The organism is Armatimonadota bacterium (assembly GCA_031081585.1).
GTDB lineage: Bacteria > Sysuimicrobiota > Sysuimicrobiia > Sysuimicrobiales > Humicultoraceae > Geohabitans > Geohabitans tengchongensis.
This window is the reverse complement of sequence record JAVHLY010000012.1, coordinates 62,176-86,396: the sequence shown is the minus strand read 5'-3', so window position 1 is coordinate 86,396 and position 24,221 is coordinate 62,176. Positions and strand designations below refer to the sequence as shown.

The window sequence follows — 24,221 nt, the reverse complement described above, 5'->3', positions numbered from 1 at the left end:
GGCGTCCGCTGCGGACGCGAGGTCGTCATCGTCCGCGAAGAGGTCGGGCTCGGATACCACCCCCCTTGCGGAGCTCGGGCGGCCCAGCACGACGATCCCACCCGCCGGGTGATCCTGGAGGCGTCCGGTCCTCGCCCGCCCCAGGAGATCCCGCCACCAGTCCGGGGGCGCAGGCGGCGATCCCTCACCCTCGGGCTGGTAGGCGAGCACCGCGTCAATCGCGTCCTGGATCTCGCCGCGGTCCCACCCCGGGGTCTCGGCCAGTCTGATCAAGTCGGCAAGCGGGGGGCAGGCCAGCCAGGGCGCAAGCACAGTCCGCTGCAGGCGCACCGCCGGTGGCTGGCCGGCTTCATCGCGCGCAGCCTCCCAAAGGTCGAGCCCGTCGGCACCCAGCCCTCGCTCGTTCGTGGCGTGGCCGAGCCCCGCGATCCCGTACGACGCGGGCACCACGACCACGTCGCCGGGCGCGATGTCCCCGGCTTTTCTCGCAACCAGCGACCGGTCGCGGCCCCGCCAGAGAAGACACGGTCGGATTCGGTCCCGGACGGGGTCGCGCTCGGTTTCGGCCCCCTCGACGTCGGGCGAATCATCCGGGGGTGCACCTTCTGCCAGCCAGCTCCGCACGCGCCAAAGCAGCGACTGGAGCATCTCTCCACTCACGGGAGGGCAAAGGGCTACGGTCTCCGCCCAGGTTCCATCTTGGTCCGGTGAGAGGTCGGAACGCCAGACGACGAAGACTTCAGCCGCACCGGGACGCCCATGCAGGTACAGGGAGACCTCCGGCTCCGGATGAGGCGGTGGCTCCGTTTGGCAGAGGAGATCCAGGTGAGCCGGGAGCAGCATTGGAGCGTTCTCGGTTGGGGCCAGCAGCCTGGAGACGTCGTCAATATCCCGTACCCTCGCCTCCAAGGCATCGACCCCGAAGTCCACGACCTGTCGGCCGTTCGATTGTGAGGCCACCGCGTCTCGGAGCCATTGCCACGTCTCCGACAGGGCAAGCCCGTAGATCGGGTCCGGCTTGTCAGGGTCGACGTCCTCCTCGCGGACGAGGATCGCTGCAGGCGGTGGTTCGTCCGAGCCCAAACGCGCCAGCCGGCCGAACCGCTGGCGGAGCGCATCGAGGCTGGCGCACTCCGTAACGAGTGCGTCAAAACTGAAATCGGCACCCACCTCGAGGCACTGGGTGGATATAACAACGACGGAGCGCTGGGGTTCCTCCGGTTCTCTCGCTCGCAGATACCGTATCCACCGCTCGACGAGCTCATCACGCTCGAGGGGGCGGAAACGCCCCGTCAGGAGAACCACGTCCGCGCGGTCGGAAAGGGCTGCACTGAGAACTCCCGCGACCGCTTCGGCGGTCCGCACGCGGTTGACCATGACCGCCACGCGGCGCCGTCCCTCGGCCAGGTACTGCGCCGCGCGAGCGGCGGCCTCGGCGACCAGCGGATCATCCGACTCGCCGTCCTCGTTCTTCTTCTTGCGCTCGCCTCCGACCGTGACAAGCTCGGCCAGCTTCGACGTGCGAAGCCGCCGGTGAATCTTCGGGTGGTCGAGCGCCCGCTCGCGCTCGTGGCCCGGAAAGATTGCTCCCGCCGGGATCCCCTGCGGCGGCGTGGCTGACATCACCACGAAGGCGAACGGTGACGACAGCGGCTCTTCGGCCCACCTCGGCCCTCGGAACCGGGCGATAGCCTCGAGAGTTTGCATGAAGGGCACGGCGCAGTGGGCCTCATCGAGGATGATCAGGCTGTCGTTCGCCGCGAGGCCGGCGAAGATGGGAGCCGCGAGCAGGCTGTGTCCATAGCCTCGGAACAGGAGCCGCGAGCCGAGCTGGTCGACGGTGGAGGTGATGATCGCGGGCTGCGAGGGAATCCGCGCCCAGCCGTCGTCGCGAAAGATCCCACCGCGGAGTCGGGCAACGGCCAGCGGGCGTTTGGTGCCGCTCAGCGCCCGCAGTCGGTCGGCGACCTCCTTGAGCGACCCGCCAGTGGCCGTGGCCAGTCTCTCGGAGATGGTTTGGGCGCGCTCAAAGGCCTCGTCCACGACGATCCGCCGGTCCACGACGAACCAGATGCGGCGTGGTGCGGTACGCTCGGCGAGCGGGCGGTATGCTTGGGTCGCCAGAGCATAGACGGCGATGTCGAGACATGCGGTTTTGCCCGAGGCGGTCGGCAGATCCAGGGCTAATGGCCACTCCCCGGCTGCCACGCGCTCGGCCAGCATCTGCTGCCAGGGGAAGGGGTCCTGGCCCCACAGGGCGTCGAAGAAGCTCCCAAACGTCCACACGAGGTCCTTCACTCGCGCTCGCCCCCCCTCCGGTGGTCCCGCCAAATCCCATCGTCCCCGATCCACCATCGCCTCGGTGCGTTGTCCGGCGTCGCCGTGCCCGGAACCCACAGCGGCTTCGCGCGGATCGACCGGAGCCCAGCGCGGGAACGATCCCAACCGGCGACATGCTCGAGCGCGCCAAGCATGGAGGCGTCCGTGGTCGCGTGGCCGAGTACCCGATTGGTCTCAACGCTGGGATCCTCGTCTTCGAGCGATATCTGCGCGCCGAAGAAACTGCCTGTCGGATCGAAACCCTCACGCTTGATGGCACCGAGCCCGTAGCGCGTGTCGCCGCCGAGGAAGAGCGAGTCGACCGAGCCCAGGTCGATATCGTTCTTCGTGAAGACGTAGCCAACGAGCGCGACCTCACCGCGCCCCCTTCTCCACCTTCGCGTGATGCACTCGGTCTCGCGCAGGCTGCCATCAGCCGCACTGTCCGACTCGGGATCGATAGCGGTTCCGGGGCGTGCCTCCAGCAGATGGAACCGGAAGTCGCGATCCGCGACGGGCTGTTGCCCGTCGCGGTCGTCCTCGCGCGCCCACGTAAGGCCGTGTCCCTCCCTGAAGCGAGGAAGCCAGGCGCTCCAGGACCGGCCGTCCCATTCCGCCGGAAAGAGGTAGCTGAATCGGGCGCGCTCGAGCAGTTTCTTGCCCGCTTCGATGAAGTCGGCCGGGCGGCTCTGCGCCAGCTCGGTCGTACAGGCACCCCAGACCGCGCGAGCAGGTACGTAGAGGCGGCACCGGTTCAGCGCCCCTGCGGGCGCCATGCCGACGGAAAGCGGCCCCTGAAGCTTCCAGACCCAGCGGTGCAACCTCCAGATCATCGGCCGCGCCTCAACCCGCCGCGAGTCCTCGAGTGGTAGCAAGCGTAGATCAACGCCTGGCGCAAAAGATCGCGGGCGAGGAGCAGACCGTCAAGGTCATCGGCCAGTGAGGCCCGTACGTGAGCAAGGGCGTCACGTTCGTCGCCGCGAAGCAGAGCGCGCTCTGTCGGATGGGTCCTCAGAAACTCATAGCACTTCTGGCTGATCGCTCCCCCGGGCTTCCCCCCGCGTGCCTTCAGATACAGGAAGAACGCATACGGCCCCTGCTCCTCGAGCACAGAGAGCGCATCGATCAGGAGTTTCTCCTCCACCCCACCAATCGTCGCCAGAGCGGAGCCCAGCTCAGCGCATGCGAGGTCGAGGTTTTCCATCACAACGCCTCCCCTATGTGCTGTGCACCGCCTTGAAGCACCCGTAGCCGCCCCATGCCCCGCGTACCCATGCCGCCGATACCCAAATGCTCGAGGTAAGTAGATGCCCTCCGTACGACGCCATGGACCTCCTCAGGGCTCCTTACTGCAGTGACTGCTTGATTCCCGATCCGGAAGTGTTTGGGATCTCGACAGGTAACAGTCCAAGAAAGTACAGTGCCCCGGGGAATCGCCTCGTAGGTAAAGAGCGCACCTTCCTCGGCCGCACCCGTCCCTGGGTCGATGGATACGGACGTGCGCACCTCGAGGTTGCTGTTCACCACGTGGCTGAAAAGCTTGTCGGAGACGACAGCGAGGGCGCGCGTGATCTCCTCGGTCACACCCCGAGCCTTCAGCGCTTGCGTGATCGAGTCCCAGACGCCCAGCTTCTTGACCGGCAGCATCAGCCAGCCCAGGTTCAGTGGGGAGCCGTCCACTTCGCGGTAGATCGCCTCCCCGTCTGCTTCCACCGGCTGTCCAATGATGTCACGCAGAGAGTCGGGGCAGGTCACCCAGACCGGCCCCTCGCGCGTCGCCACGGGAAAGAGCAGGACGTGCGCATCGCTGAAGGCCGCGAGGCCGGCGAAGCCGCCAGCATCCCCGCGTGCGAAGCCGAAGACAGTACAGATCGGACAGTCCGGCTGGCCGCAGTGGCCGCCCGTTCCGTCCTGCTTCGGCTGGCCTTGGCCCGCACAGTCGGGATAGTACGGCTTCTGCTTGCCGTTAACCTGGCGGTTGGGATGCTTGTCTTGCTGCGCCATCGCGGCGTACGCACGCAGCACACCGGCAAGACTGGACCCGGGGATCTTGGGGACCCGCGTCACCGGATCCCGCACGATCGTGAGGTCCACCCGGCCGAGCCGGCTCCCGCCCGTGCCTACATGAATCGGATCGAGCGCCAACCCGACGTACCGAGATACCTGAAAGCTTCTGGCCGTATCAGGCATGAGCCACCTCCCGGATCCTCTGCTTCAGGGTGACCACGTGCCACTCGATGGCCCATTCGAGCGTACCGTCGGCTGCCGCCTCGACGAGGTGGTCGAGCGCAGCGCCGCCAACATCGAGGCGCTCTCCGAGCAGCGCGCGGGCGAGCGCGAGCCAAGCTTCGCGTCCGCCGGGAAGCCAACCGCCATCGGGCCCACGCCACGCCTCGGCACGCTCGGCGAGTTCCGACCACGCCCCACGAAGCGCCGCCTGGCTGGGCCCCGAGCGCTCAAGGAGGCGCCAGACGTCCTGCATGCGGTCCCAGGCCGCGAGCGGGCGGGGCAGGACCGGCTCGAAGCGCCGCCCAGTGCTTTCGAGGAACACGGTGGCGATGCGAGCGGGAGCGACGACCATGCCATCACCAGGCCATACATCCTGCACGTGGCGGTAGATCCGGCCGTCCTGCGGATTCCCGAAGTCGAGCGGTGCGCGAAGGCGCCGATCACTCACTCGGACGTACGGGTAGAACACGTCGCGGCGCCCATCGGGCAGGCTGACGGGAACGGCACGGAGCTCGGTCTCCCCGTCGGGGCGGACGAGGCGGAGGCTGACGACCCCTTCGCGCACCTCGCGCTCGGCTACTCGCCAGATCTCGTCCGCTGCCGCGTGCAGAATGTGCTCCAGTGACCGCGCCGCCTCGATTACGGCCTGGAACGGCACCATGCGGGGAAAGGCAACGACCCCGATCCGCAGCGGCAGCCGGTCCCATACACGCGACATCTCCTGCTTCCAATTGTTGTAGGCAAGGTCCACGCACCGCGACGCTGCTTCGAGCGGCACGAGGACGCGGAAGCGCAAGGGGCTCAGCTCAAGAGGGATAACGGGATGGTAGGTGCCGAGTCTGCTCGGCACCTCGCGAATGCGGTTGACCACGAGCTCCATCACCTGGTCATGGTCGTCACCGCGCAACTCGACTACCTTTCCTCGAAGGCCATCGGCCGCCGCTTCGTTGCGGAGCAGCCGAGACAAGTTGCAAACTGTGACGAATCGGCCCTCCCGGTACAGCACGCTCACCGGTGCCTCGCCCAGCCGGCCGTTGTATACCTCCCCTTCCTGCCAGACCGTACTGGACCCGTTGCCAGCCTCGAGTTCGAGACGTCGCACCCGCCACCGATTCGCGTCGGCCGCGGCCTCCTCGCGAAAACGTGCGAGAAGCCGACCGAAGAACGCCTCGCTTTCCCGCCAGAATCGATACACGCGGCCCGGCGACGGTAGCTTGCGGAAGAGCTGGTGCACGATCCAGCGGGCGCGCCCGCTGTCATCCAGCTCGTCCCAGGCTGGGGCCTTCGCACGGTCCTCGACGATCTTCGAGAAGAACGTCCGCCAGTCGCTCTCGTGGCGGTAGCCCTCCTGGAGGCTGCTCAACACCGGGTCTTTTCGGTTGAACGCACCGAGCTGACTCTTGACATACTGAATGAGGCTCTCGAAGGGCCGGTCCGTGTCAACCGGGTTCGCGGTGTTCCCCAGGACCTGGTTGTGGCGCCGCCATTCGGGAGCCGCCTGGGCGCGCAATGCGTCGACCCGCGTGCCGTCGAGCCACGGTTCGATGTCGAGGCTCAGTGTGAGAAGTGCCAGCCGATCGTTCCCATCCGCCACTTCAGTAATCCAGATGGTGTCGTCGCCGAGCTGCCCCTCGAGCCATGCCCGGAGACGGTGATTGCGACGGTCACGGCACGGAGCACAGGGCTTCTGCTTGTCCGTCGGATCTCCGTTCGGGCGCACGAGACAGACGGGGCACGTGTGGCCGGGTGTCGCTGGTCCACTCGGGGCAACGGTCCACGGTCGGTGAACCGGCAACGCGAGCCGGCAGCGTGTCGCGGTGATCGCGTTCGTCATCGGCACCAGCGACCGTGTGGGAGCGCTCAGGTCGCAGTGCGGGGGCGTCTCCAAATCGAGCTTCCGAGCGAGTCCGTCGATCTCTCCCCTTAGCCAGTCCCGCCACTCGCTCTCCTCGATTGCTCCGCCGCCATCGTCCCGTTCGCCCGGGAACGAGAACACGTGCATCGAACCATCGACGTAGAGCACCGAACCGACGGCAAGATCCACTTCCACGAGCCGGCGGACGTCCGAGAAGAACCTGTCCAGAGCAAGGCGTGCCCCGGTCCAGTCGCCGATTCGCACGGCCCGCGCCTCGTAGTGGTCCGCACCCATGCCCACGGTGAGGAGGCGCCAACGGGTCTTGTGCTTGATCCTGCCGTCAGACCAGGGGAGGGCCGAGCCCTCGAGGATCACACCGGCCACGGCGCTCTTGAACAGCGCTGCGGCGACGTAGGACTGGTCCCAGACCGTTACGTCGTTGTTCGGAAGCCTGGTCTCGGCGACAGTCGAGGCGAGCGCCGAGCGAATGAAGGCCCGCGGCCCAATCGCGCTGTCCCGCCAGTTCCACCAGGTATCGAGATTCGTGTTTTTGTTGCTGCCCAGTTGTTGAAGCTCTTCCAGCACCCGGCGGGCTTCGCCGACGAGCCGCGCCCAGCCACTGGCTGTGAGCACGTCGGGCGGGTCTGCTAGGAGGTTCCGCCGCGGCTGGCCGAACGGAGAGGCGATCCACATGTGGGTCGCGTCCTGGGCGAGATACCTGACAGTGTTCTCAGCGTAGCTCTGCTTCTCGATCCCCGAGGCCATCCCGTGCCCTGCTTGCAGCAGGCCGAGGAGGCCGGAGTTGCTCTCGCGATGCTTCTCAACAAACTCCGTGAAGCTCTCTGGCCACGGGTTCAGACCGCCTAGCTGAGGATAGGCTCTCCTCAACCAGCTGAGGAGGTCGTCCCACGGGAACGGTGGCGATTCCTTGGCAAACCAACGCAGGTCGTCGTAATCTGTCTTCTGGCCTCCGTATTTACGAAGGAACTCGGCGCGGCACTTACCCAGCATGTGGAACCAGCCCACGCACTCCATAGCGAGGAGGAGGGAGCGGTGCTCCCGGAGCTTATCGGGAGCGGTAAAGGCGCTCATGCGTTGCCTCCGAGCCATGACGAGAACGAGTTGACGAAGTCACTTACCGTCTGTTTTTGGACAGTTGCCTCGCCCTTCCGATACGCCTTCCACAATTCGGGTCTGGCCGTTCCCCAGCCCACGGTGCGCTTGGCCGAGATGCCGTACTTGCGTAGCAGGTCGTCTGTGGCCTTGAGCAGACCCAGTAGCGCGCCCGACCGTTGCGGGTTCTCCTCCATACCGGGCAGCGGCGCGTAGAGCAAGCGCAGAACGCCCCTCGCCTCCGGTGGCACGACCTCGTAGTAGATCGGCTGCGTGCCCGCGCGGGTCGTTCGGCTGTGCGGGTTGATGACCTCGAAGCCCAGGCAGTCGAACCAGGTCGGGTAGAACGCCAGCGCGCCACGCTGGAAGTCCTCGTCCTTGCCCTTCTCGTTGCCGAAGAGGTGGCGGATGTGCCCAGGGTCGAGATTCCGCATGCGGCAGGCCCACCGCAGCAGCCCCTTCCAGCTCGCGGCCGCCATGAACGGCACACCGAAGACGCGGTCCTTTCGGGCCGGGTTGTCGAGGACGTGGAAGGGCCGGTCGTCCTTCGAGTACCAGGGCGTCTCGAGGGTGAACGCCACCTCGAAGCCGATCCAGCCCCGAGCGGGGAGCTGGCTGAAATCCGGCTCGAGGCGGAGGGCAGCCGGCAAGGCGAGACCTGCCCTGCCAGCGATGTGCTTCAGGTAGCAGCGCCGGGCTTCGTTCTTCTCGGCGCTTCCGCGGGCGGACCACGCCGTGCAGCCGTCCACGAAGCCGGAGCCGAGTCCTGCCGGAGCGGTCATCTGGTCCGGGCAGGCCCGCTCGTCTGCGAGCGAGGCGTAGAGGTCTTTCATGAACTCGTCGTCCCGCTGAGCAGTCGATCTATGATCTCATCGCCCGTGAGGAACTCATCGTCTCTCAGATCGGGCCATGCCCGCCTGAGCCTCCCCTTGATCGCCTCGAAGTCCACCGTCCCAGGCTTGACGAAGCCGAACGTGCGCGCCGGGCTCTTGAAGCTGAAGACCTTCTTGCTTTCGCGCTGCCGGCCCGCAAGCCACTCATTCGCACGTCTCTGGCCATTGCGAATTTGCTGGCCTCTAGCCTTCTGCTCCTCGCGCCCAATCACGCGGTTAAATCGACTTTTGTCTGCATCCTCCCGGGCAAGGTACTTCCCGTTCACGCACCAGAAGTGCCGAAGCGAAGCCCACGCAAAGTCGCCGTGCTGTACCGTGCACCACTGCCCGTTACGCACGTAGGCTTCGAGTTCTCTCCGTCGTACCCCCGCCGCGAACCCGTCCTTCTCGAACGGGCCCTTTAGAAGATCGATTATGCCGTAGTCCTGATGGTGGGGCCGACTCGCGCGTGAGGTCTCGTCCGAAGGCTTCAGCACCGTCTTGCCGCCGATGGCGCCGTAGTCAGCGATCAGGTGCAGCGTCAGATCAAGGAGCGCCCATTCTTCGGGGGCAATCTCGCGAAGCGGCTGGAAGCGAAGGCGAAACCGATTGCCCATCTGAAGCGGCTCCCGCTGGATCGTGTCTCCGTCGGCTCCGGCAAGGACCTGGAAGCGGAACTTGCGCGCCCAGCCGGTGCAACCGAACAGCTCGCAGACAACGCAGTGATCCTTAGCCCGACACTTCGTGTCTATCGGATCGCAGGCGCTGCCATCTAGCCCGCGAACCAACACCTCGAACCACCACCGGATCGAGCCCAGGAGGCCAATCGGGACAACCTGCTCGTTAACGATTTTCTCGCGGTCGTTCTCGATCTTGACGCTCCCGGTCCAAACAGGGGTCAGTGCGTTCAACTGCCATTCGCGAGCAGCGTCCATGATTGATCCTCAACCTTCCCCGAACCAAGCCGCGTGCCCGCTGGTTAGCTTTGTCCCGAGTCGCCCTCCGCAAACCGTGAACAACGAATGTCTCTCTGCCCCAGGCCGAGGAGATTGGCGAGCTGCGGCCGCGCGGTGACCTGCCTCACGACTTTCCCCCCTCACCCTGCGACCCGGACGGCCACATCGGCCTGGCCACCCCGTATCCCCGATACCTTCCCGCCCCGATGAGCACCGGTCCGCGCACCGGTTCGTCGAAGACAAGGATCGCGTGGGCGTGGCGACGCTCGCTGCCATCCTTGCGCGCAAGGCGTGGGAAAACGTGCGCGGGCGGCACCCCGAGATGGGCCGAGACCGCCGTCACGACGACCTCTCGCGGGCGTGGCAGCCCAACCGCTGCACAGGCGGCGGCGATCATCTCGGCCACCTCCCGCTGGTACTCGCCCCGATCTTTCGCCTTCGGGTGTCGGTCGAACGCCACAGGCGTCACGGTGGACCAGTGGGTCGCGCCGTCGGGGTGCGCGGTCCAGGCCTCAGGTCTCAGGTTCCACGGCGGGCGACCGCCGGCCTCCCGATCCAGACGCCAGGCGCCGAGAGCTCCGAGCCTGAGCTGGCTTACGCGTGCAAGCACCCGGAGTACCTGGCGGCGCTCGTCGAGTGTTAGCTGTTGGGGTAGGACAATCCCCATCCCCAACAGGTGGCCGTCCGCGTGCGGGTGTCCAACGAAGGCGAGCGGCAGGAACGCCAGATGAGGTGCTTCGAGTGGCGCGCCGTCCCGGTGGTGGCCGCTCACGATCTCCCGCACACGGTCCGGCATGTCGTTGCACTGGCTGACCAGGGCCTCGCGCCAGCGCGTGGTGACCGTCGCCACGGTGCGCAGGCTGAGCGCCTGATAGGGGCCGCTCTCGCGCTCGAGGCGGAACACGACGAGGTGGGGGCTGAAGACGGTCCCCGGGGTCTCTTTCGGAGACTCGGCTGCAACTGGCCGCGCATAACCCTGGTAGAAAGGCACCTGCGGTCGGAGCCGGGGAGGCGGCTCTCCTCCGAACTCCTCACTCAGCCGCCTTTTCGCGGCTCGCCGGGTTTTGGCATTTCCATCCTCTGCGGCGACGAGAAGCGCTGCGTACGCTTCGACCGCCACCTGATTGTATCTGCGCTCGAGGTCCGCGAGCAGCCCGGCCGACGGCACTCGCAGGTGAATCTCCGCACGCTCCTCGTCGGGAATCCAGGTGGGTTCGCCGGCTTCCTCAGAGGTCGCCATCCACATCTGGACCAGCGACATGGAGTGGCCGATCCGGGTCACCTTGGCGCACAGTTGTGTTAATGCGCGCGCCACCGGCTCCTGTGGCACGGCCTCCGGCCAGACAAGGTACACCACATCCTCGTCGGGCCAAGTACGGGCGAAAGTCCGGGGTTGGCGGTCACGGGCCAGTTGAGGGACGGACTGGATAACCGCAGTCGGCGGCTTGGTCTTGTTGCCGGGTTTGTCGTTGACCGGTACATAGTGGGTGACGACCGCCCGGGGGACGTGCTCGGGTGCCCTCAGCGAAGGCGCGGGCAGCGACTCCAGCCACTCCAGGGCCCGGCGCTCGTCGGGGTCCTCTCCTGTCTGGAAGTGTGCCGCCGCGAGCGCCATGAAGACCCGCGCGGGGTGTGGCGGCCACTCGGGCCGCTCGCGTTCCGGCTGCCGTTCGTGTGGTTCACAGGCGGCTGCAAAGCCATTCAGGTACCGGATCCCAAAGGCCAGCATGTCACGCTGTCTCCCCAGTCTCGCCGGTCTTCTTCGCCGCCTCGATCTGGCTCAGGCGTGCGAGTTTCACCAGCTCCTCAGAGGGCTTGAGAACCACCGGTTCATCCGGCCACGGTAACCCCTTCTCCTTGGCTTGTCTTACAGCTTCCTTGAGTAGAGCAATGGCGGTCTCGCCAGTGAGCGAGAACCGCTCGGGCTCGGCTCCGGGTCGGGCCAGTAGCTCCCAGACCGTCGGACCGTCAGGCCACAGAAGGCACCGCGACCGCAAGTCGGCCCCGGCTTCGAAGGCGAGGGTGGCCGCACAGAGCCCAAGGGCCGCCAGCACGGTGCGGGCGGCCACGTCCACCTCGTCCTGCGGCGGCTGGCCGTTCAGTGGGAAGCGCAGACGGCGGAGGCAGATCAGCGAGAGGGTGGTCGTCTGCTCTGCGTACTCGATCGTGACGCCATCGTAGTAATTTTCCCGGGTCTTCTGATCCGTCTGCTTGGGGAAGGGGACGCTGGCAAGGCCGAGCTTCGATGGGCGGACGCCCCGGTTCCTGCCTTCTGCGACGCGGAACTCCGTCCGGTCCTCCGAGGGGATCACGGTGACGTCCCTGCTCGTCCCAAGGGGATCCCGTCGCACACCACGTCGAAGGTCTCCGACCTCCACTCCGACTCCGACGATCTCGGACACCATTGCCCGCTCGAACTTTGCCCCGAGCCCGCCTTTGGGCCCGGTCGAGTCCCACATGCCAAACAGGAGCGCCGTGGGGCAGAGCTCGAACAGGGGAGTCGCATTGGTCGGACTCACCGTGTTGAGCGCCTTGCCCTTGTCGGACTTCCGGAACGGCACACCGTCCAGCTCGCTGTACCGCAAGGTGGCGTCAGCCAGGCGGTGTGGCACCTGCAGGCTCGTGATCTTCCCCACCCTGTCGATTAGTCGACCGGCCCGCTCGTCGGCTTCCAGGTCGCCCGTGGGATCGTACTCCGTGAAGTCCACGACCACGAGCGGGATCCTGATCCTGCCGGCGTCCACTGCCTCCTGGAGGGCCAGTTCCATGCGGTTGGCCTGGCTCTGCACGCTGTCCAGCAACACACAGGTGACTGGTCCATCACGACCCGGGATACGTCGCTGTTCGATGGCATAGACGGCACCTGCGAACGTCGGTGGGAATACCTTCTCGCCGGGACCGCCTGCCGGCAGGAGCCGCCGGCGGCAACGGAACGCCGCGGCCGCACCTTTGACAGCACTCTTCAGCACCTCAACGCTCAGTTGTTCCATGGTCTCCTATTCAGCCTCCCTGCGCTTGGACTCGAGAAGTTCCAAGGTGTGCTGAGGAGATTGCAAATTCGTTCATAGCGAGGTCGTTCGCCCAGGCGGCGACCTCTTGCCGAAAATTCGACACTCCCTAAAGATTTCCTTGACTTGATTCTGGCGCCGCGGGGGCCTTGATCTGGGGCGTCGTGGTTCCTCGCCCGAGCGCGAGTGCCTGCGGGAACCCTCAGCCAGGCGCGCGCCCAGCCCGGAGCGCAGGTTGATTCAGGAGGGAGCCGTCGGAGGGGAGGCGAGGCCGTCCAGCACGCACCAGACGCCGGCGTTGCGGGCTTCGGTGCGGGCGGCCTCCGTGACGTCGTTCCCGGCAACGGCCGCCACCGCCGGGAGGCGCGTGATGTTCGAGAGGAGTCCTGCCCGGCGGGCTGCCCGGCGCACGTCGTTGGAGTCGACGACGGCCGACACCTCGACGACGAGGTAGGCTTCGGCCCCGTCCTCCGGCCGCCGCCCGAGGGCGACGAGGTCGCTCCTGAGCAGGTCGGCCGCCTCCTCCTCGGTCAGGACGCGCCGCTGCCTGGCCTCGTCGGCGAGCCGTCCCAACTCCTCGTCGGTGACGAGGCGGAGGCGTCGCAGGACCCCGTGGAAGTAGGCATTGAGGTGGGACCGGTAGCGCAGCTCCAGCACGTCGCCCTTGAGGTCCCCCACATCGGAGGCCAGTCGGGTCATGGCGGTGGCCAGGACGGCCATCTGCTCGGCCAGGGCATCGACCCGCCGGGTGAGCGTCTCCAGCCCCGCAGCCAGGGCGTCCACGCGTACGGCGAGGGCATCGACCCGGGCGGTGAGGGCTGTGAGTTGCTCCTGGGTGCGCGCCTGAGCGTCCGCCAGGCGCTCCAGGGCGGCTTCGATTCTGTTCACACGCGCCTCTAGCATGGCTGCTTCAACCCATACTCTACCATCGGCCGGCGCCCGGCGAATTGCGGGGGCGGACGTGCAGTGGCGCAGGGACCTGGGCTAACCTCCAGCCCCCGGGCGTTCCGGGGAGAGGCGGGAGGGCCACCGCTCTGGCGGGGGGACGTAGTCGGCGAACCGGTCCAGCAGCACTTCAGGGTCGTCGGCGAAGACCACCATGGCGCCGTGCTCGGGCCGCAGGAACCCCTCCGCCACCATGCGGGCCACGTGCGCCTGCAGGGTGTCGTAGTATCCGTCGACGTTCAGCACGCCGCAGGGCTTGGCGTGCAGGCCCAACTGCGCCCAGGCCCACACCTCGAACAGCTCCTCCAGCGTCCCCACGCCGCCCGGCAGGGCGATGAAAGCGTCGGCCAGCTCCACCATGCGCGCCTTGCGCTCGTGCATCGTGGTGACCACGTGCAGCGTGCTCACGCCGTCGTGGGCCACCTCGCGCTCCACCAGGTGGCGCGGGATGACGCCGGTGACCTCGCCGCCGTGGGCGAGCACGGCGTCGGCCAGGACCCCCATCATCCCCACGCGCCCGCCGCCGTAGACGAGCCCGAGCCCGCGGCGGGCCAGCAGCGCTCCCAGCGCGCGGGCCGCCGCCGCGTAGGCCGGCCGCACCCCCGCGGAGGAGCCGCAGAAGACGCAGACCCGACGCAGGGCGGTCACGGGAGGCCTCCCCGCGGGTGTGCCGCCCGGGACTGGATCACGCGATGCGGCCCCGGCGGTCGTCCACCCGGCGCAGCTTGCCCCCCTCGCTGCGCGGCAGCGTCCCGGGCGGCATGAGCGTCACGCGAGTGTGCAGGGCCAGCACGCCGAACAGCGTCTCCTCCACCCGGCGGCGCAGCGCCTGGACCGCCGGCGCCTCGGGGGCCAGCGCGCCGCCGGCCCGCTGCAGGAAGGCCTCGCCGACCTCCACCTGGACTTCCAGCTCGTCCAGCGTGTCGCGCGTCACCACCAGGCGGTAGTGGGGCGTCAGGTCGGGGACGGTGCCGAGCGCCGCCTCCACCTGGGAGGGGAAGACGTTGATGCCGCGGATGATGAGCATGTCGTCGGTGCGTCCCACCACCCGGCTCATGCGCACGTGGGTGCGGCCGCAGCGGCAGGGCTCGTCGATGAGCCAGGCCAGGTCGCCGGTGCGGTAGCGGATCACCGGGACGGCCTCCTTCGTCAGCGTGGTGAAGACGAGCTCCCCCCGCTCCCCGGGCGGCAGCGGCTCGCCGGTCCGGGGATCGACCACCTCCACGAGGAAGTGGTCCTCGAAGATGTGGGCCCCCCGCTGCTCCTCGACGCACTCGTTGCTGACCCCGGGGCCGATGACCTCGCTGAGGCCGTAGATGTTCACGGCGGTGATCCCGAGCCCGGCCTCGATGGCCGCCCGCATCTCCTCGGTCCAGGGCTCCGCGCCCAGCACTCCGTAGCGCAGCGGCAGCGTGCCGGGAGCGATGCCCCGGGCCCGCAGCGCCTCGGCCAGCGTCAGCGCGTAGGTGGGGGTGCAGGCGATGATGCGCGGCCCGAAGTCCTGCAGCAGCAGGATCTGCCGCTCGGTGTTGCCCCCGGAGACGGGGATGGTGCACAGCCCGAGCAGCTCGGCGCCGTAGTGCATCCCCAGGCCGCCGGTGAAGAGGCCGTAGCCGTAGGCGTTCTGGAAGACGTCGCCGGGCCGCGCGCCCGACGCCGCCAGGCACCGGGCGCACACCTCAGCCCAGACGGCGATGTCGCCGCGCGTGTACCCCACCACGGTGGGTTTGCCGGTCGTGCCGGACGAGGCGTGGATGCGCACGGTCTCGCTGACCGGCACGGCGAAGAGGCCGAAGGGGTAGGTGTCGCGGAAGTCGCGTTTGGTGGTGAACGGCAGGCGGCGCAGGTCGTCCAGCGTGCGCACCTGCTCGGGGCGCACCCCGGCCTCGTCGAAGCGGCGGCGGTAGACGTCGACGCGGGCGTAGACCCGCTCGACCACCTGCTGGAGGCGGCGGAGCTGCAGGGCGCGCAGGTCCTCGCGCGGCATGGTCTCCATCTCGGGGTTCCAGATCATCGCCGACCCTCACCCCCCGTTCTCGCGGGGGGAATTGGCAGGCGCCCCCGCGATCCCCTCCTCGACGCGCCGGCGACACGCCCCGGACAGGGCTACGCCGTGGGGCCACCGGCGAGCACGTGCGCGTAGAGCCGCTCGTGGCGCGCCAGCGCCTCGCGGTAGGCAGCGGCGGCCGGGCCGGGCTTGATGGTGCGCACCACCGCCGGCGGGGTGGCGATGGGGTCGCCCTGCCCCAGCGCCTCCAGCGCCAGCAGCGCCGCGCCGCGGGCGCTGGCCTCCTGGACGTCCACCAGGTCCACCGCCTGCCCCAGCACGTCGGCCAGGATCTGGGTCCACACCGCCGAGCGCAGCAGCGCCTGCCCCGTGGCCACGATGCGGTGCAGCGGCGGCAGGTGCGGCTGCAGCAGGCGGTAGAGGACGCCGAAGCGGTAGGCCACCGCCTCCATCAGCGCGCGCAGGACCTGCACCGGCGTGGTCTCCAGGCCGAAGCCCACCAGCCACCCGCGCGCCTCCTCCGGGTAGTCAGGGCTGCGCTCGCCCGCCCAGAAGGGGAGCACGGTGAGGCCGTGCCCGTCGGGCGGGACCTCGGCCAGGGCCATCTGCAGCCGCACGTCGTCGGGCTCAAGGTCCAGCACCTGCCGCGCCCAGGCGAAGAGGTTGCCGCCGTTGCTGAGCGCCCCGCCCATCACCGGGCGGTTGCCGTCGATGCGGTAGGTCCACAACCCCCAGGGGGGCGTGGCCGGCTCCCCGCGCCAGGCCACGCGCATCGCCCCCGAGGTCCCCACCATCACGGCCACGCGCCCGCGCTCCAGGCACCCCACCCCCACGTTCCCCGTCCCGCCGTCGCCAAAGGGCCCGTACCAGGGGCAGCGGGCCAGCGGCGGCCACCGCGAGGCGTAGGACTCCCGCAGGCCGCTCGCGGGCGCCGGCGTGTCGGCGAGGGATGGGAGCGCGTCCGGGTGTACCCCGGCCAGCGCCAGTGCCTCCGGGTCCCACTGGCGGGTGCGCTGGTCCAGCAACCCGGTGCCGGAGGCCATGCTCAGGTGCGCGTGGGTGCGCCCGAACCAGCGCAGGAGGAGGTACTCGGGGAAGGCCAGCCACCGGCGCACGCGCGCGGCGTCCTGCGGGCGCGACTCCGTCAGCCAGCGGATCCTGGCCAGCGGGTAGGAAGGGTGGAGGCGCGCGCCGGTGCGGGCGTGGAGGGCGCGCTCGTCCACCTGTGCGCGCAGGCGGCGCACCGTGGCCGCACTGCGGCCGTCCATCCAGGGGATGACCGGGGTGACGGGGCGGCCGTCGGCGTCCACGCCCAGGAGGCTGTGCCAGAACGTGGCCACCGCCACCGCGTCGACGGCGCGCCCGGCCGCGCGCAGGCGCGCCACGGCCTGGTCGAGGAGGGATTCGATCGTACCGGCCAGGTCCTCGGCGGCGGCCTCGAAGCCGCCGTCCACCGCCGACCAGGCGAGGGTGGTGGAGGCCTGCACGTCGGGCTGCCGCACGCCCCGGCGGTCGTAGAGGAGGGCGCGGGCCGTGGAGGTGCCGACGTCCAGCGCCAGGACCGCAGGGCCGCTCCCCGGCGCCCCTCCGGGCCTTCCCACCTCCTGCACCATGCGCGCGCCCGCCTCCGCCCCCACGGTCTCAGCGGGGGCGAAGGGCCGCGGGGCGGTCGGCCCCGGACTCGGTCGCCCGCCCCTGACCGGGCCGGCCGGGGGTCCGTTGCCCGGCGGCACCCAATCGCGGAGCCGGCACGATCATCGCGATGGTGGGGACGGCCAGGTAGCGGCGGGCGACCCGCTGGACGTCGGCGGGCGCGACCCGCCCGACCAGGTCGGGGAGGCGGGCGTCGGCTGCCGCGCCCAGACCGAGCAGCTCCAGCCAGCCCAGGGCGAAGGCCTGCCCCGCCAGGTCCTCCCGCTCGATGGCCAGCGCGCCGATGACCCGGTTGCGCGCCCGCTCCACCTCGTCCGCCGGCGGGGCGGTCTCCTGCACGCGGCGGACCTCCTGCAGCAGCCCCTCCACCACCCGGGGGAGGTTGGCGCCCTCCGCGCCCGCCGCCAGCAGGAAGGGCCCGGGTCCGGCGCGCGAGGCGAAGGAGGCCCCCACGACGTAGGCCAGGCCCTGCCGGTCGCGGATCTCGGCGAAGAGCCGGGTGCCGAGCAGGGCGGCCAGGACGCGCAGGGCGGGCCAGTCGGCGTGCCCGAGCCGCGCCCCCAGGTAGCCCACGCTCACCCACCCCGCCGCCACGCCGCGGCTCTCCCGCACTTCCGCCGGCGCTGTCGGGCGGGGCGCCAGCGCCGCCTCGACGGCACGCAGCAGGCGCAGCCTCGCGGGAGGCGGGTCGGCCGGCACGGCGGCGAAGGCGCGGCGCACGCGGGCGGCCACAGGGGCGGCCTCCACGTCGCCGGCCACGGTGAGCACCATGTTGGGGCCGGTGTAGGTGGCCCGGTGGAAGGCCACGAGCGCCTCGCGGGTGAGGGCGGTGACCGTCTCGGGCGTGCCGAGCAGCGGCCGGCCGTAGGGGTGGTAGGGGTAGAGCTGGGCCAGGAGGAGGTCGAAGGCGCGGGTCGCGGCGTCGTCGGCGGCGGCGCGGATGCGCGCCAGCGTGAGGCGGCGCTGCGCCTCCACGTCCTGCGGGTCGAAGCGCGGCTGCGTGACGAGCTCGGCCAGGATGTCCAGCGCCGCCGCCAGCCGCCGCGCCGGGACGATCACGGCCAGCTGGGTGTAGTCGGCGGTCGTCCCCACGCGCAACGTCCCGCCCAGCGACTCGAGCGCCAGCGCGATCTCGGCGCCGGTGCGGGCCGCGGTCCCGCGGAGCATCACCTCGCGGGTGAAGACCGCCACCCCGGCCTGGGACGCCTCCTCGGCACGCGAGCTGGCCCCCACCAGCAGGGAGACGGCGGCGAGCCCGGAGCCGGCCAGCGGTCGGACGAGCAGGCGCAGTCCGTTGGGCAGGACGTACCGGACGACCGGGACGGCGCCGGGCCCGGCGGCCGTGGACGGGGCCGCCGGCGCCCGGGCCACAGCGGGCGGCGATGGCGGCACCGCCAGGGCGACCGCGAGGAGGGCGAGGAGGACGACGAGGGTGCCGGAGCGGCGGGCGCTCACGGCGCGGAGGGGCGCGGGCGGACCAGCACGGCGGCGTAGCGGCCCGGGTCGAGGAAGCGGCGGGCGACGCGCTGGACGTCGGCGCGGGTGACGGCCCGCACCCGCTCCACGTAGCCGAGCCCCACCTCCAATTCGGCCACGGTGGCGTAGAAGCCCAGGGTGGTGGCCAGCCCGCGGCTGGTGTGGCGGCTCCGCAGCGTCTCCCCCTCGAGCAGCGCCCGCGCCCGCGCCACCTCCTCTTCGCTCACGTCCCCGTCGCGCACCGCCGCCACCTCCTCCAGCAGCGCCCGCTCCGCCTCGGCCGCCAGCTCGGGCTCCGTGACGACGTAGAGGCTCACGAGCGTCGGGTCCTGGGCGGTGGGGAAGAAGGCGCTCACGCTCTGGGCCACGCGCCGCCGGTCGCGCAGCGCCTGCAGGAGGCGGGCGCCGCGCCCCTGTCCCAGCGCGTAGACGAGGACGTCCATGGCGGCCAGGTCGGGGTCGCGCGCCGCCGGGGCGAGCCAGCCCAGGTGGAGGTAGGCGGCGCGCACGTCCTGCTCGACCACGGCGCGCCGCACCCCCGTCCACGGCGGCTCGGGGGGGACAGCGGGACGGTCGGGGCGCGGACCGCGCCAGGAGGCGTAGGCCCGCCGCAGCACCCGCACGGCGTCGGCGGTGGCCACGTCCCCGGCGACGACGATGGTCACGTTGGACGGGACGTAGTACCGGCGGTAGAAGGCCAAAAGCGCCTCGCGGCTCATGCGGCGGATGACCTCGCGGTTCCCGCCGATGGGCCGGCGGTAGGGGTGGACGGTGAAGGCCGTGGTGTAGAGCCGGTCGAAGGTGCGCACGAACGGGGAGTCCTCGCGGCGGTTCAGCTCCTCGATGATGACCTGCCGCTCCCGCTCCACTTCCGCCGCATCGAAGCTGGAGTGGCGCAGCGCGTCGGCCTGCAGGTCGATCAGGCGCTCGAAGAAGCGGCCGGCGGCCACCAGCCAGTACTGGGTGTAGTCGAAGAAGGTGGAGGCGTTGATCTGGCCGCCCACCTCCGCCACCTCGCGGTCGATCTCCCCCACCTTCCGCCGCGCCGTGCCCTTGAAGAGCATGTGCTCGACGAAGTGGGCCGCCCCGTTGGTCTCGTCGTCCTCGTCGCGGGAACCCGCCCGCACCCACGCCTGGACGGCCACGAGCGGGCTGGTGCGCTGCTCCTGCACGATGAGCGTCAGCCCGTTGGGGAGGACCTCGCGGTAAGGCCCGCCCGGCCGGCTCTGGCTCCGCGCCGGGGCCGCGGGCAGCAGGACGGCCGACAGGAGGAAGACTGCGAGGAGCGCGGCCAGCCACAGGCCCGGCGCGGTCCGACAGGCGCAGTCCCCGACCCGACGGGCACAGCCGCCGACGAGCCATTCGAGGCCTTGCCGGTGGGGAGCCTCCCTCATCTCCCCCGCGCCTCCCTCCCCCTGCGCTTCAGGCCTCTCCTGCCTGGAGACGGCTGCGCACCGCCCCGAGCGGCCCCACCTCGACCGGGATACCGTCGCGATAGGCGATCACCTGCCGGGCGAAGGGGGAGAGGCGCGCGCCGGGCGTCAGGACACCGACCAGGTTGAGGGGGTCGGCGCTCGCCACCAGCACCACCTCGCCCGACGGGGCGGTGCGGCGCACGCTGCGCAGGGCCTCCACCGCCTCGGGCAGGGCGAACTGCTCCCCCAGCACGCTGGCCAGGAAGCGCCCACCGCGCACCTCGCCGCGTGCCTCCAGCCGCCGGTAGACCGGCGCCAGCACGCGCCACGGCGGCGCCTGCCCCTCGCGCGCCAGCAGGTCGCGGCAGACGACCCCGTAGCGGTGCAGCAGCACCCGCGCCCACGCCTCGGCACGCTCGGCGTCGGTGGGCGCCTCGTCTCCCGCATGCCACAGGCTCCACCGCCCCACCGGCATGAGGCGCGGCGTCAGCCGGCCGCCGCGCAGGGCGCGCAGGCGGCGGTGGCGCCGCTTCACCTCGGGCTGCAGCAGCACCCGCAGCCCGCTGATCCCGTCACCCGTCACCAGGCCGCGGGCCACCAGTTCCCAGAGCGCGTCCTCGCTGGCGGCGGGGACGAGCCCCGTGCCGCGCGCGATGTCGGTGAGGAAGGAGGCCCCGCGTCGCTCCAGGTAGGCGGCCACCGCCCGGGCCTCCCGCGACAGCCCGGGGACGTCGCGCCACGTCGGGCGCCGCGGCGGGGCGATCCAGGGGAGGTCCTCCCGCAGCACGAAGGCCAGCGGCGCCTGGCGGCCGGGGGCGGCGCTGCGCCGGGTCCGCGTCGGGGCGGCGCCGTTCGTCGCCTCGCCGGGCGAGGCGGCCTCCACCGGCTGGTGGGTGAGGCGGCCCCAGGCCACGACGCCGCTCAGGCACAGGTGCTCCAGGTCGGCGGGGTCGTAGCGGGCCACGCGTCCGGGCAGGACCCACTGCTCCCAGGCGGGCGCGGGTAGCTCCAGCCCCTGCAGCTGCCGCAGCACGGCCAGCACCCCGTCGCGCCCGTGCAGCTGCGTCCCGGGGGCCAGGTGCTGCCAGCGCAGCAGGAAGCGGATGAACTGCGCCGTGGTGACCGGCTCGATCTCCTGGCGCAGGCGCCCCAGGGTCAGGCGGTGGATGCGCGCCAGCAGCCGGCGGTCGCACCATTGCTCCGCCGGCCTCGGCGTGCCAAGGCCGGCGCTGTCGACCGCGGCGGAACCTTCCGGGATGAACTGTCCGCGCAACGCCGCCCCGCGCCCCTCCAGGATGGCCAGCCCGCGGTCGACCGCCGAGACCGGCACCCCGAGCCGCCCCGCCAGCGCCGCTGCGGTGACCGGACCCAGCACCTCCAGCCACCCCTGCACCACCGCCCCGAGCGCCTCCTCCTCGGTGTGCGCGGGCACCCCGGGCGGGACGCGCAAGGGGGGGTCCAGCCGCGCGCCCGGCACCAGGGCCTCCAGCCACCCCAGGCGTTCCGCGGCCACGAGCGCCCGGCAGGTCCCCTCGGGTCCGGACCAGGTCGCCACCGTCGCCCGCCCCTGCCGGCGCAGCTCCTCGGCCCACCCCTCCCACGGGCCCAGATCGCCGACCGGCAGCCACCCCAGGGAGAGGAGCAGGTCGTGCAGCTCCTCGGCGTCGCGCACATCGGGCCAGGCCTGCGCCCGCACCGTGGCGACGGCCTCGGGGTCGAGGCGGCCCCACCCCGCCGCCAGGTCCGGGTCGGTGCGGCGCAGCGCCACCGCCCGGGCGCGCCGCTCCTCCAGCGGCGCGTCGTCGAGGAAGGCGTAGGGGTTGGCGTGGAGGAGCTCGTGCGACAGCACCGACGGCGCCGGCGTCTCCACCGCCACCACGCGGATCTCGCCGCGGTCGATCGCCTCCAGCACCGCGCGCAGCCCGTCCAGGTCCATGGCCTCGTGCAGGCAGTTGCGCACCGTCTCGGTGACCAGCGGGTGGTCGGGCGGGGTAATGGGCCCGCCGGGGTGGTTGTCCTGGCAGGCCACCTGCTCGGGGAAGACCGCGGCCAGCAGGTCGTCGGCGCGCATGCGCTGCAGCGGCATCGGCACGCGCCGGCCGCGCTCGTGGCGCAGCACCGCCAGCGCGCGGGAGGCGTTCCACCGCCAGCGGTTGGTGAACATCGGCGACTGCAGGGCGGCCTGGGTGAGGTCCTCGCGCAGCGTGGCCAGCCGCACCATGCGGAAGACGCTCTCCAGCGGGAAGGCGTGCTGCTCCCCCAGCGAGAGGACGATGCCGTCGTCGGTGGCCGCCGCCTGCAGCTCGAAGTCGAAGGTCAGGCAGAAGCGCTTGCGCAGGGCCATCCCCCACGCCCGGGTGATGCGCCCGCCGAAGGGGGCGTGCAGCACCAGCTGCATCCCCCCGGCCTCGTCGAAGAACCGCTCGGCCACCACCACCCGCTGCGTGGGGACGACCCCCAGCGCCTGCCGGCCGGCCTCCAGGTAGGCGACGATCTGCCGGGCCGCCTCCGGCGGCACGCCCGTCTCCGCCACCAGCCAGGCCTCGGCCGCCTCACGGTCCGGCAGCCGCGCCGCCACCGCCTCGCGCACCTCGGCGACCGCCCGGGAGAGCTCCGCCGAGCGTGCCGGCGCCTCCCCCAGCCAGAAGGGGATGGTGGGTGTGGCCCCCTGGGCGTCCTCCACGCGCAGCCGGCCGGACTCGACGCGCCGGATGCGCCAGGGCCGGTTGCCCAGCAGGAAGACGTCCCCGGCCAGGCTCTCCACGGCGAAGTCCTCGTTCACCCGGCCCACCAGCGCCCCCGTGGGCTCCTCGACCACGTCGTAGTCCGCCACGTCGGGGATGGCCCCGCCGGAGGTGATGGCCGCCAGGCGCGCCCCCCGCCGCGGCCGCAGCACGCCGTGGACGCGGTCACGGTGCAGGTAGGCGCTGCGCCGGCCCCGTCCGGTGGCGATGCCCTCGCTCAGCATCTCCACCACGGCGTCGAAGTCCTTGCGCGACAGGTCCCGGTACGGCGCGGCACGCCGCACCAGCGCCCACAGGGCCTCCTCCGCGATCTCCCCGGTGGCCACGGTGGCCACGATCTGCTGCGCCAGGACGTCCAGCGGGGCGGTGGGGACGACGACGCGGTCCAGCTCCCCCTGGCGCACGGCGCGCAGCGCCGCGGCGCACTGCACCAGCTCGTCCCGCGTGAGCGGGTAGAGGATGCCGCGCGGCACGGCCCCGAGCCAGTGGCCGGAGCGGCCCACCCGCTGCAGGAGCGCGGCGAGCTGCCGCGGCGCCCCCACGTGGCAGACCAGCTCGACGTGCCCGATGTCGATGCCGAGCTCCAGCGACGCCGTGGCCACCACCACCGCCAGCTCCCCGCCCTTCAGGCGCTGCTCGGCCGACAGGCGCGCCGCCCGCGAGAGGCTGCCGTGGTGCGCGGCCACCCGCGCCTCCCCCAGGCGCTGCGCCAGCTGGTGGGCCACCCGCTCCACCAGCCGCCGCGTATGCACGAAGACGAGCGTGCTGCGGTGCCGGCGCACCTGCGCGGCGATGCGGTCGTAGACCTCGGCCCACAGCTCGTGCGTGGCGATGGGGCCCAGCTCCTGGTCCGGCACCTCCACCGTCAGGTGGAGCGGGCGGCGGTGGCCGACGTCGACGATGGCGCAGTCCGGGCGCCCGTCCGGGCGGCACGCCGCCCCCACCAGCAGGGCGGCGATGGCCTCGATGGGCCGCTGGGTGGCGCTGAGCCCGATGCGCTGCACCCGCCGCCCGGCCAGCAGGTCGAGCCGCTCCAGGGAGAGCGCCAGGTGGCTGCCGCGCTTGTCTCCGGCCACGGCGTGGATCTCGTCCACGACCACCGTCTCCGTCTGCGCCAGGAACTGGCGACTGCCGGCGGCGGTGAGGAGGATGAAGAGCGACTCGGGCGTGGTGATGAGGATGTGCGGCGGGCGGCGGCGCATGCGCTCCCGGTCGCCCGGCGGGGTGTCGCCGGAGCGCACGGCCACGCGGAGCTCGGGCAGGGCCACTCCGGCCGCCGCAGCCCGCGCGCGGATCTCCTGGAGGGGGAGCTGCAGGTTGCGCTCGATGTCGTTGCCGAGCGCCCGCAGCGGCGAGACGTAGACCAGCGACGTGCGGTCCTCGAGCGTCCCGTCGAGGGCCCGGGTGACCAGGCGGTCGATGGCCCACAGGAAGGCGGCCAGCGTTTTCCCCGAGCCGGTGGGCGCGGCGATGAGCGTGTGGCGGCCGGCGGCGATCTCGCGCCAGCCCGCGGCCTGGGGCGGCGTGGGCGTGCCGAACCGGTCGGCGAACCAGCCGGCGACGAGCGGGTGGAAGGGGGCGGGGAGCGTCATCGCCCCATTATAGCCCCGCGCCGGCACCCGCCCGTG

The 24,221-nt window shown here is 71.1% G+C and carries 16 protein-coding genes; all 16 read right to left on the bottom strand.

Annotation, left to right across the window (positions count from 1 at the left end):
- The coding region (gene cas3u / locus RB146_06650) for a type I-U CRISPR-associated helicase/endonuclease Cas3 (GenBank protein MDQ7828658.1) at positions 1-2,298 on the bottom strand (2,298 nt) is incomplete at its 3' end.
- Positions 2,295-3,152 carry a hypothetical protein gene (locus tag RB146_06645; GenBank protein ID MDQ7828657.1) on the bottom strand — a complete coding sequence of 286 codons (858 nt, stop codon included), beginning with the start codon at positions 3,150-3,152 and terminating at the stop codon, positions 2,295-2,297. The genes cas3u and RB146_06645, both read right to left, overlap by 4 nt.
- Entirely contained in the window at positions 3,149-3,523 is a 375-nt protein-coding gene (locus RB146_06640; protein ID MDQ7828656.1) for a hypothetical protein, read from the bottom strand. Before RB146_06640 ends, RB146_06645 begins: the two co-directional genes overlap by 4 nt.
- The gene (locus RB146_06635) at positions 3,523-4,509 is read right to left on the bottom strand and encodes an RAMP superfamily CRISPR-associated protein (protein MDQ7828655.1); all 987 of its coding nucleotides are present in this window, start codon (positions 4,507-4,509) and stop codon (positions 3,523-3,525) included. The genes RB146_06640 and RB146_06635 overlap by 1 nt, the downstream gene beginning before the upstream one ends.
- Positions 4,502-7,495, bottom strand: coding sequence for a CRISPR-associated protein Csx11 (locus RB146_06630; protein ID MDQ7828654.1), 2,994 nt, complete (start codon positions 7,493-7,495; stop codon positions 4,502-4,504). The genes RB146_06635 and RB146_06630 overlap by 8 nt, the downstream gene beginning before the upstream one ends.
- The gene (locus RB146_06625) at positions 7,492-8,349 is read right to left on the bottom strand and encodes a hypothetical protein (GenBank protein ID MDQ7828653.1); all 858 of its coding nucleotides are present in this window, start codon (positions 8,347-8,349) and stop codon (positions 7,492-7,494) included. Before RB146_06625 ends, RB146_06630 begins: the two co-directional genes overlap by 4 nt.
- Entirely contained in the window at positions 8,346-9,323 is a 978-nt protein-coding gene (gene cmr1, locus RB146_06620) for a type III-B CRISPR module RAMP protein Cmr1 (GenBank protein ID MDQ7828652.1), read from the bottom strand. Before cmr1 ends, RB146_06625 begins: the two co-directional genes overlap by 4 nt.
- Positions 9,324-9,468: 145 nt before the next feature.
- Positions 9,469-11,073 carry a type I-U CRISPR-associated protein Csb2 gene (csb2, locus tag RB146_06615; GenBank protein ID MDQ7828651.1) on the bottom strand — a complete coding sequence of 535 codons (1,605 nt, stop codon included), beginning with the start codon at positions 11,071-11,073 and terminating at the stop codon, positions 9,469-9,471.
- A 1-nt stretch (position 11,074) separates the two neighbouring features.
- On the bottom strand, positions 11,075-12,334 hold the full coding sequence (gene cas7u / locus RB146_06610; GenBank protein ID MDQ7828650.1) for a type I-U CRISPR-associated RAMP protein Csb1/Cas7u: 1,260 nt from the start codon (positions 12,332-12,334) through the stop codon (positions 11,075-11,077).
- 258 nt (positions 12,335-12,592) lie between these two features.
- Positions 12,593-13,255, bottom strand: a complete 663-nt coding sequence (locus RB146_06605) for a hypothetical protein (GenBank protein ID MDQ7828649.1) — start codon at positions 13,253-13,255, stop codon at positions 12,593-12,595.
- 81 nt (positions 13,256-13,336) lie between these two features.
- On the bottom strand, positions 13,337-13,936 hold the full coding sequence (locus tag RB146_06600) for a TIGR00730 family Rossman fold protein (protein ID MDQ7828648.1): 600 nt from the start codon (positions 13,934-13,936) through the stop codon (positions 13,337-13,339).
- A gap of 46 nt (positions 13,937-13,982) precedes the next feature.
- Entirely contained in the window at positions 13,983-15,311 is a 1,329-nt protein-coding gene (locus tag RB146_06595) for a phenylacetate--CoA ligase (protein MDQ7828647.1), read from the bottom strand.
- Positions 15,312-15,403: 92 nt separating this feature from the next.
- Complete coding sequence (locus RB146_06590; GenBank protein MDQ7828646.1) at positions 15,404-16,918, bottom strand: gluconokinase; 1,515 nt, start codon at positions 16,916-16,918, stop codon at positions 15,404-15,406.
- 28 nt (positions 16,919-16,946) lie between these two features.
- Positions 16,947-18,413, bottom strand: a complete 1,467-nt coding sequence (locus tag RB146_06585) for a pitrilysin family protein (protein MDQ7828645.1) — start codon at positions 18,411-18,413, stop codon at positions 16,947-16,949.
- Positions 18,410-19,828, bottom strand: coding sequence for a pitrilysin family protein (locus RB146_06580; GenBank protein ID MDQ7828644.1), 1,419 nt, complete (start codon positions 19,826-19,828; stop codon positions 18,410-18,412). Before RB146_06580 ends, RB146_06585 begins: the two co-directional genes overlap by 4 nt.
- A 28-nt stretch (positions 19,829-19,856) precedes the next feature.
- Positions 19,857-24,185 carry a DEAD/DEAH box helicase gene (locus RB146_06575; GenBank protein ID MDQ7828643.1) on the bottom strand — a complete coding sequence of 1,443 codons (4,329 nt, stop codon included), beginning with the start codon at positions 24,183-24,185 and terminating at the stop codon, positions 19,857-19,859.
- Positions 24,186-24,221: the final 36 nt, after the last annotated feature.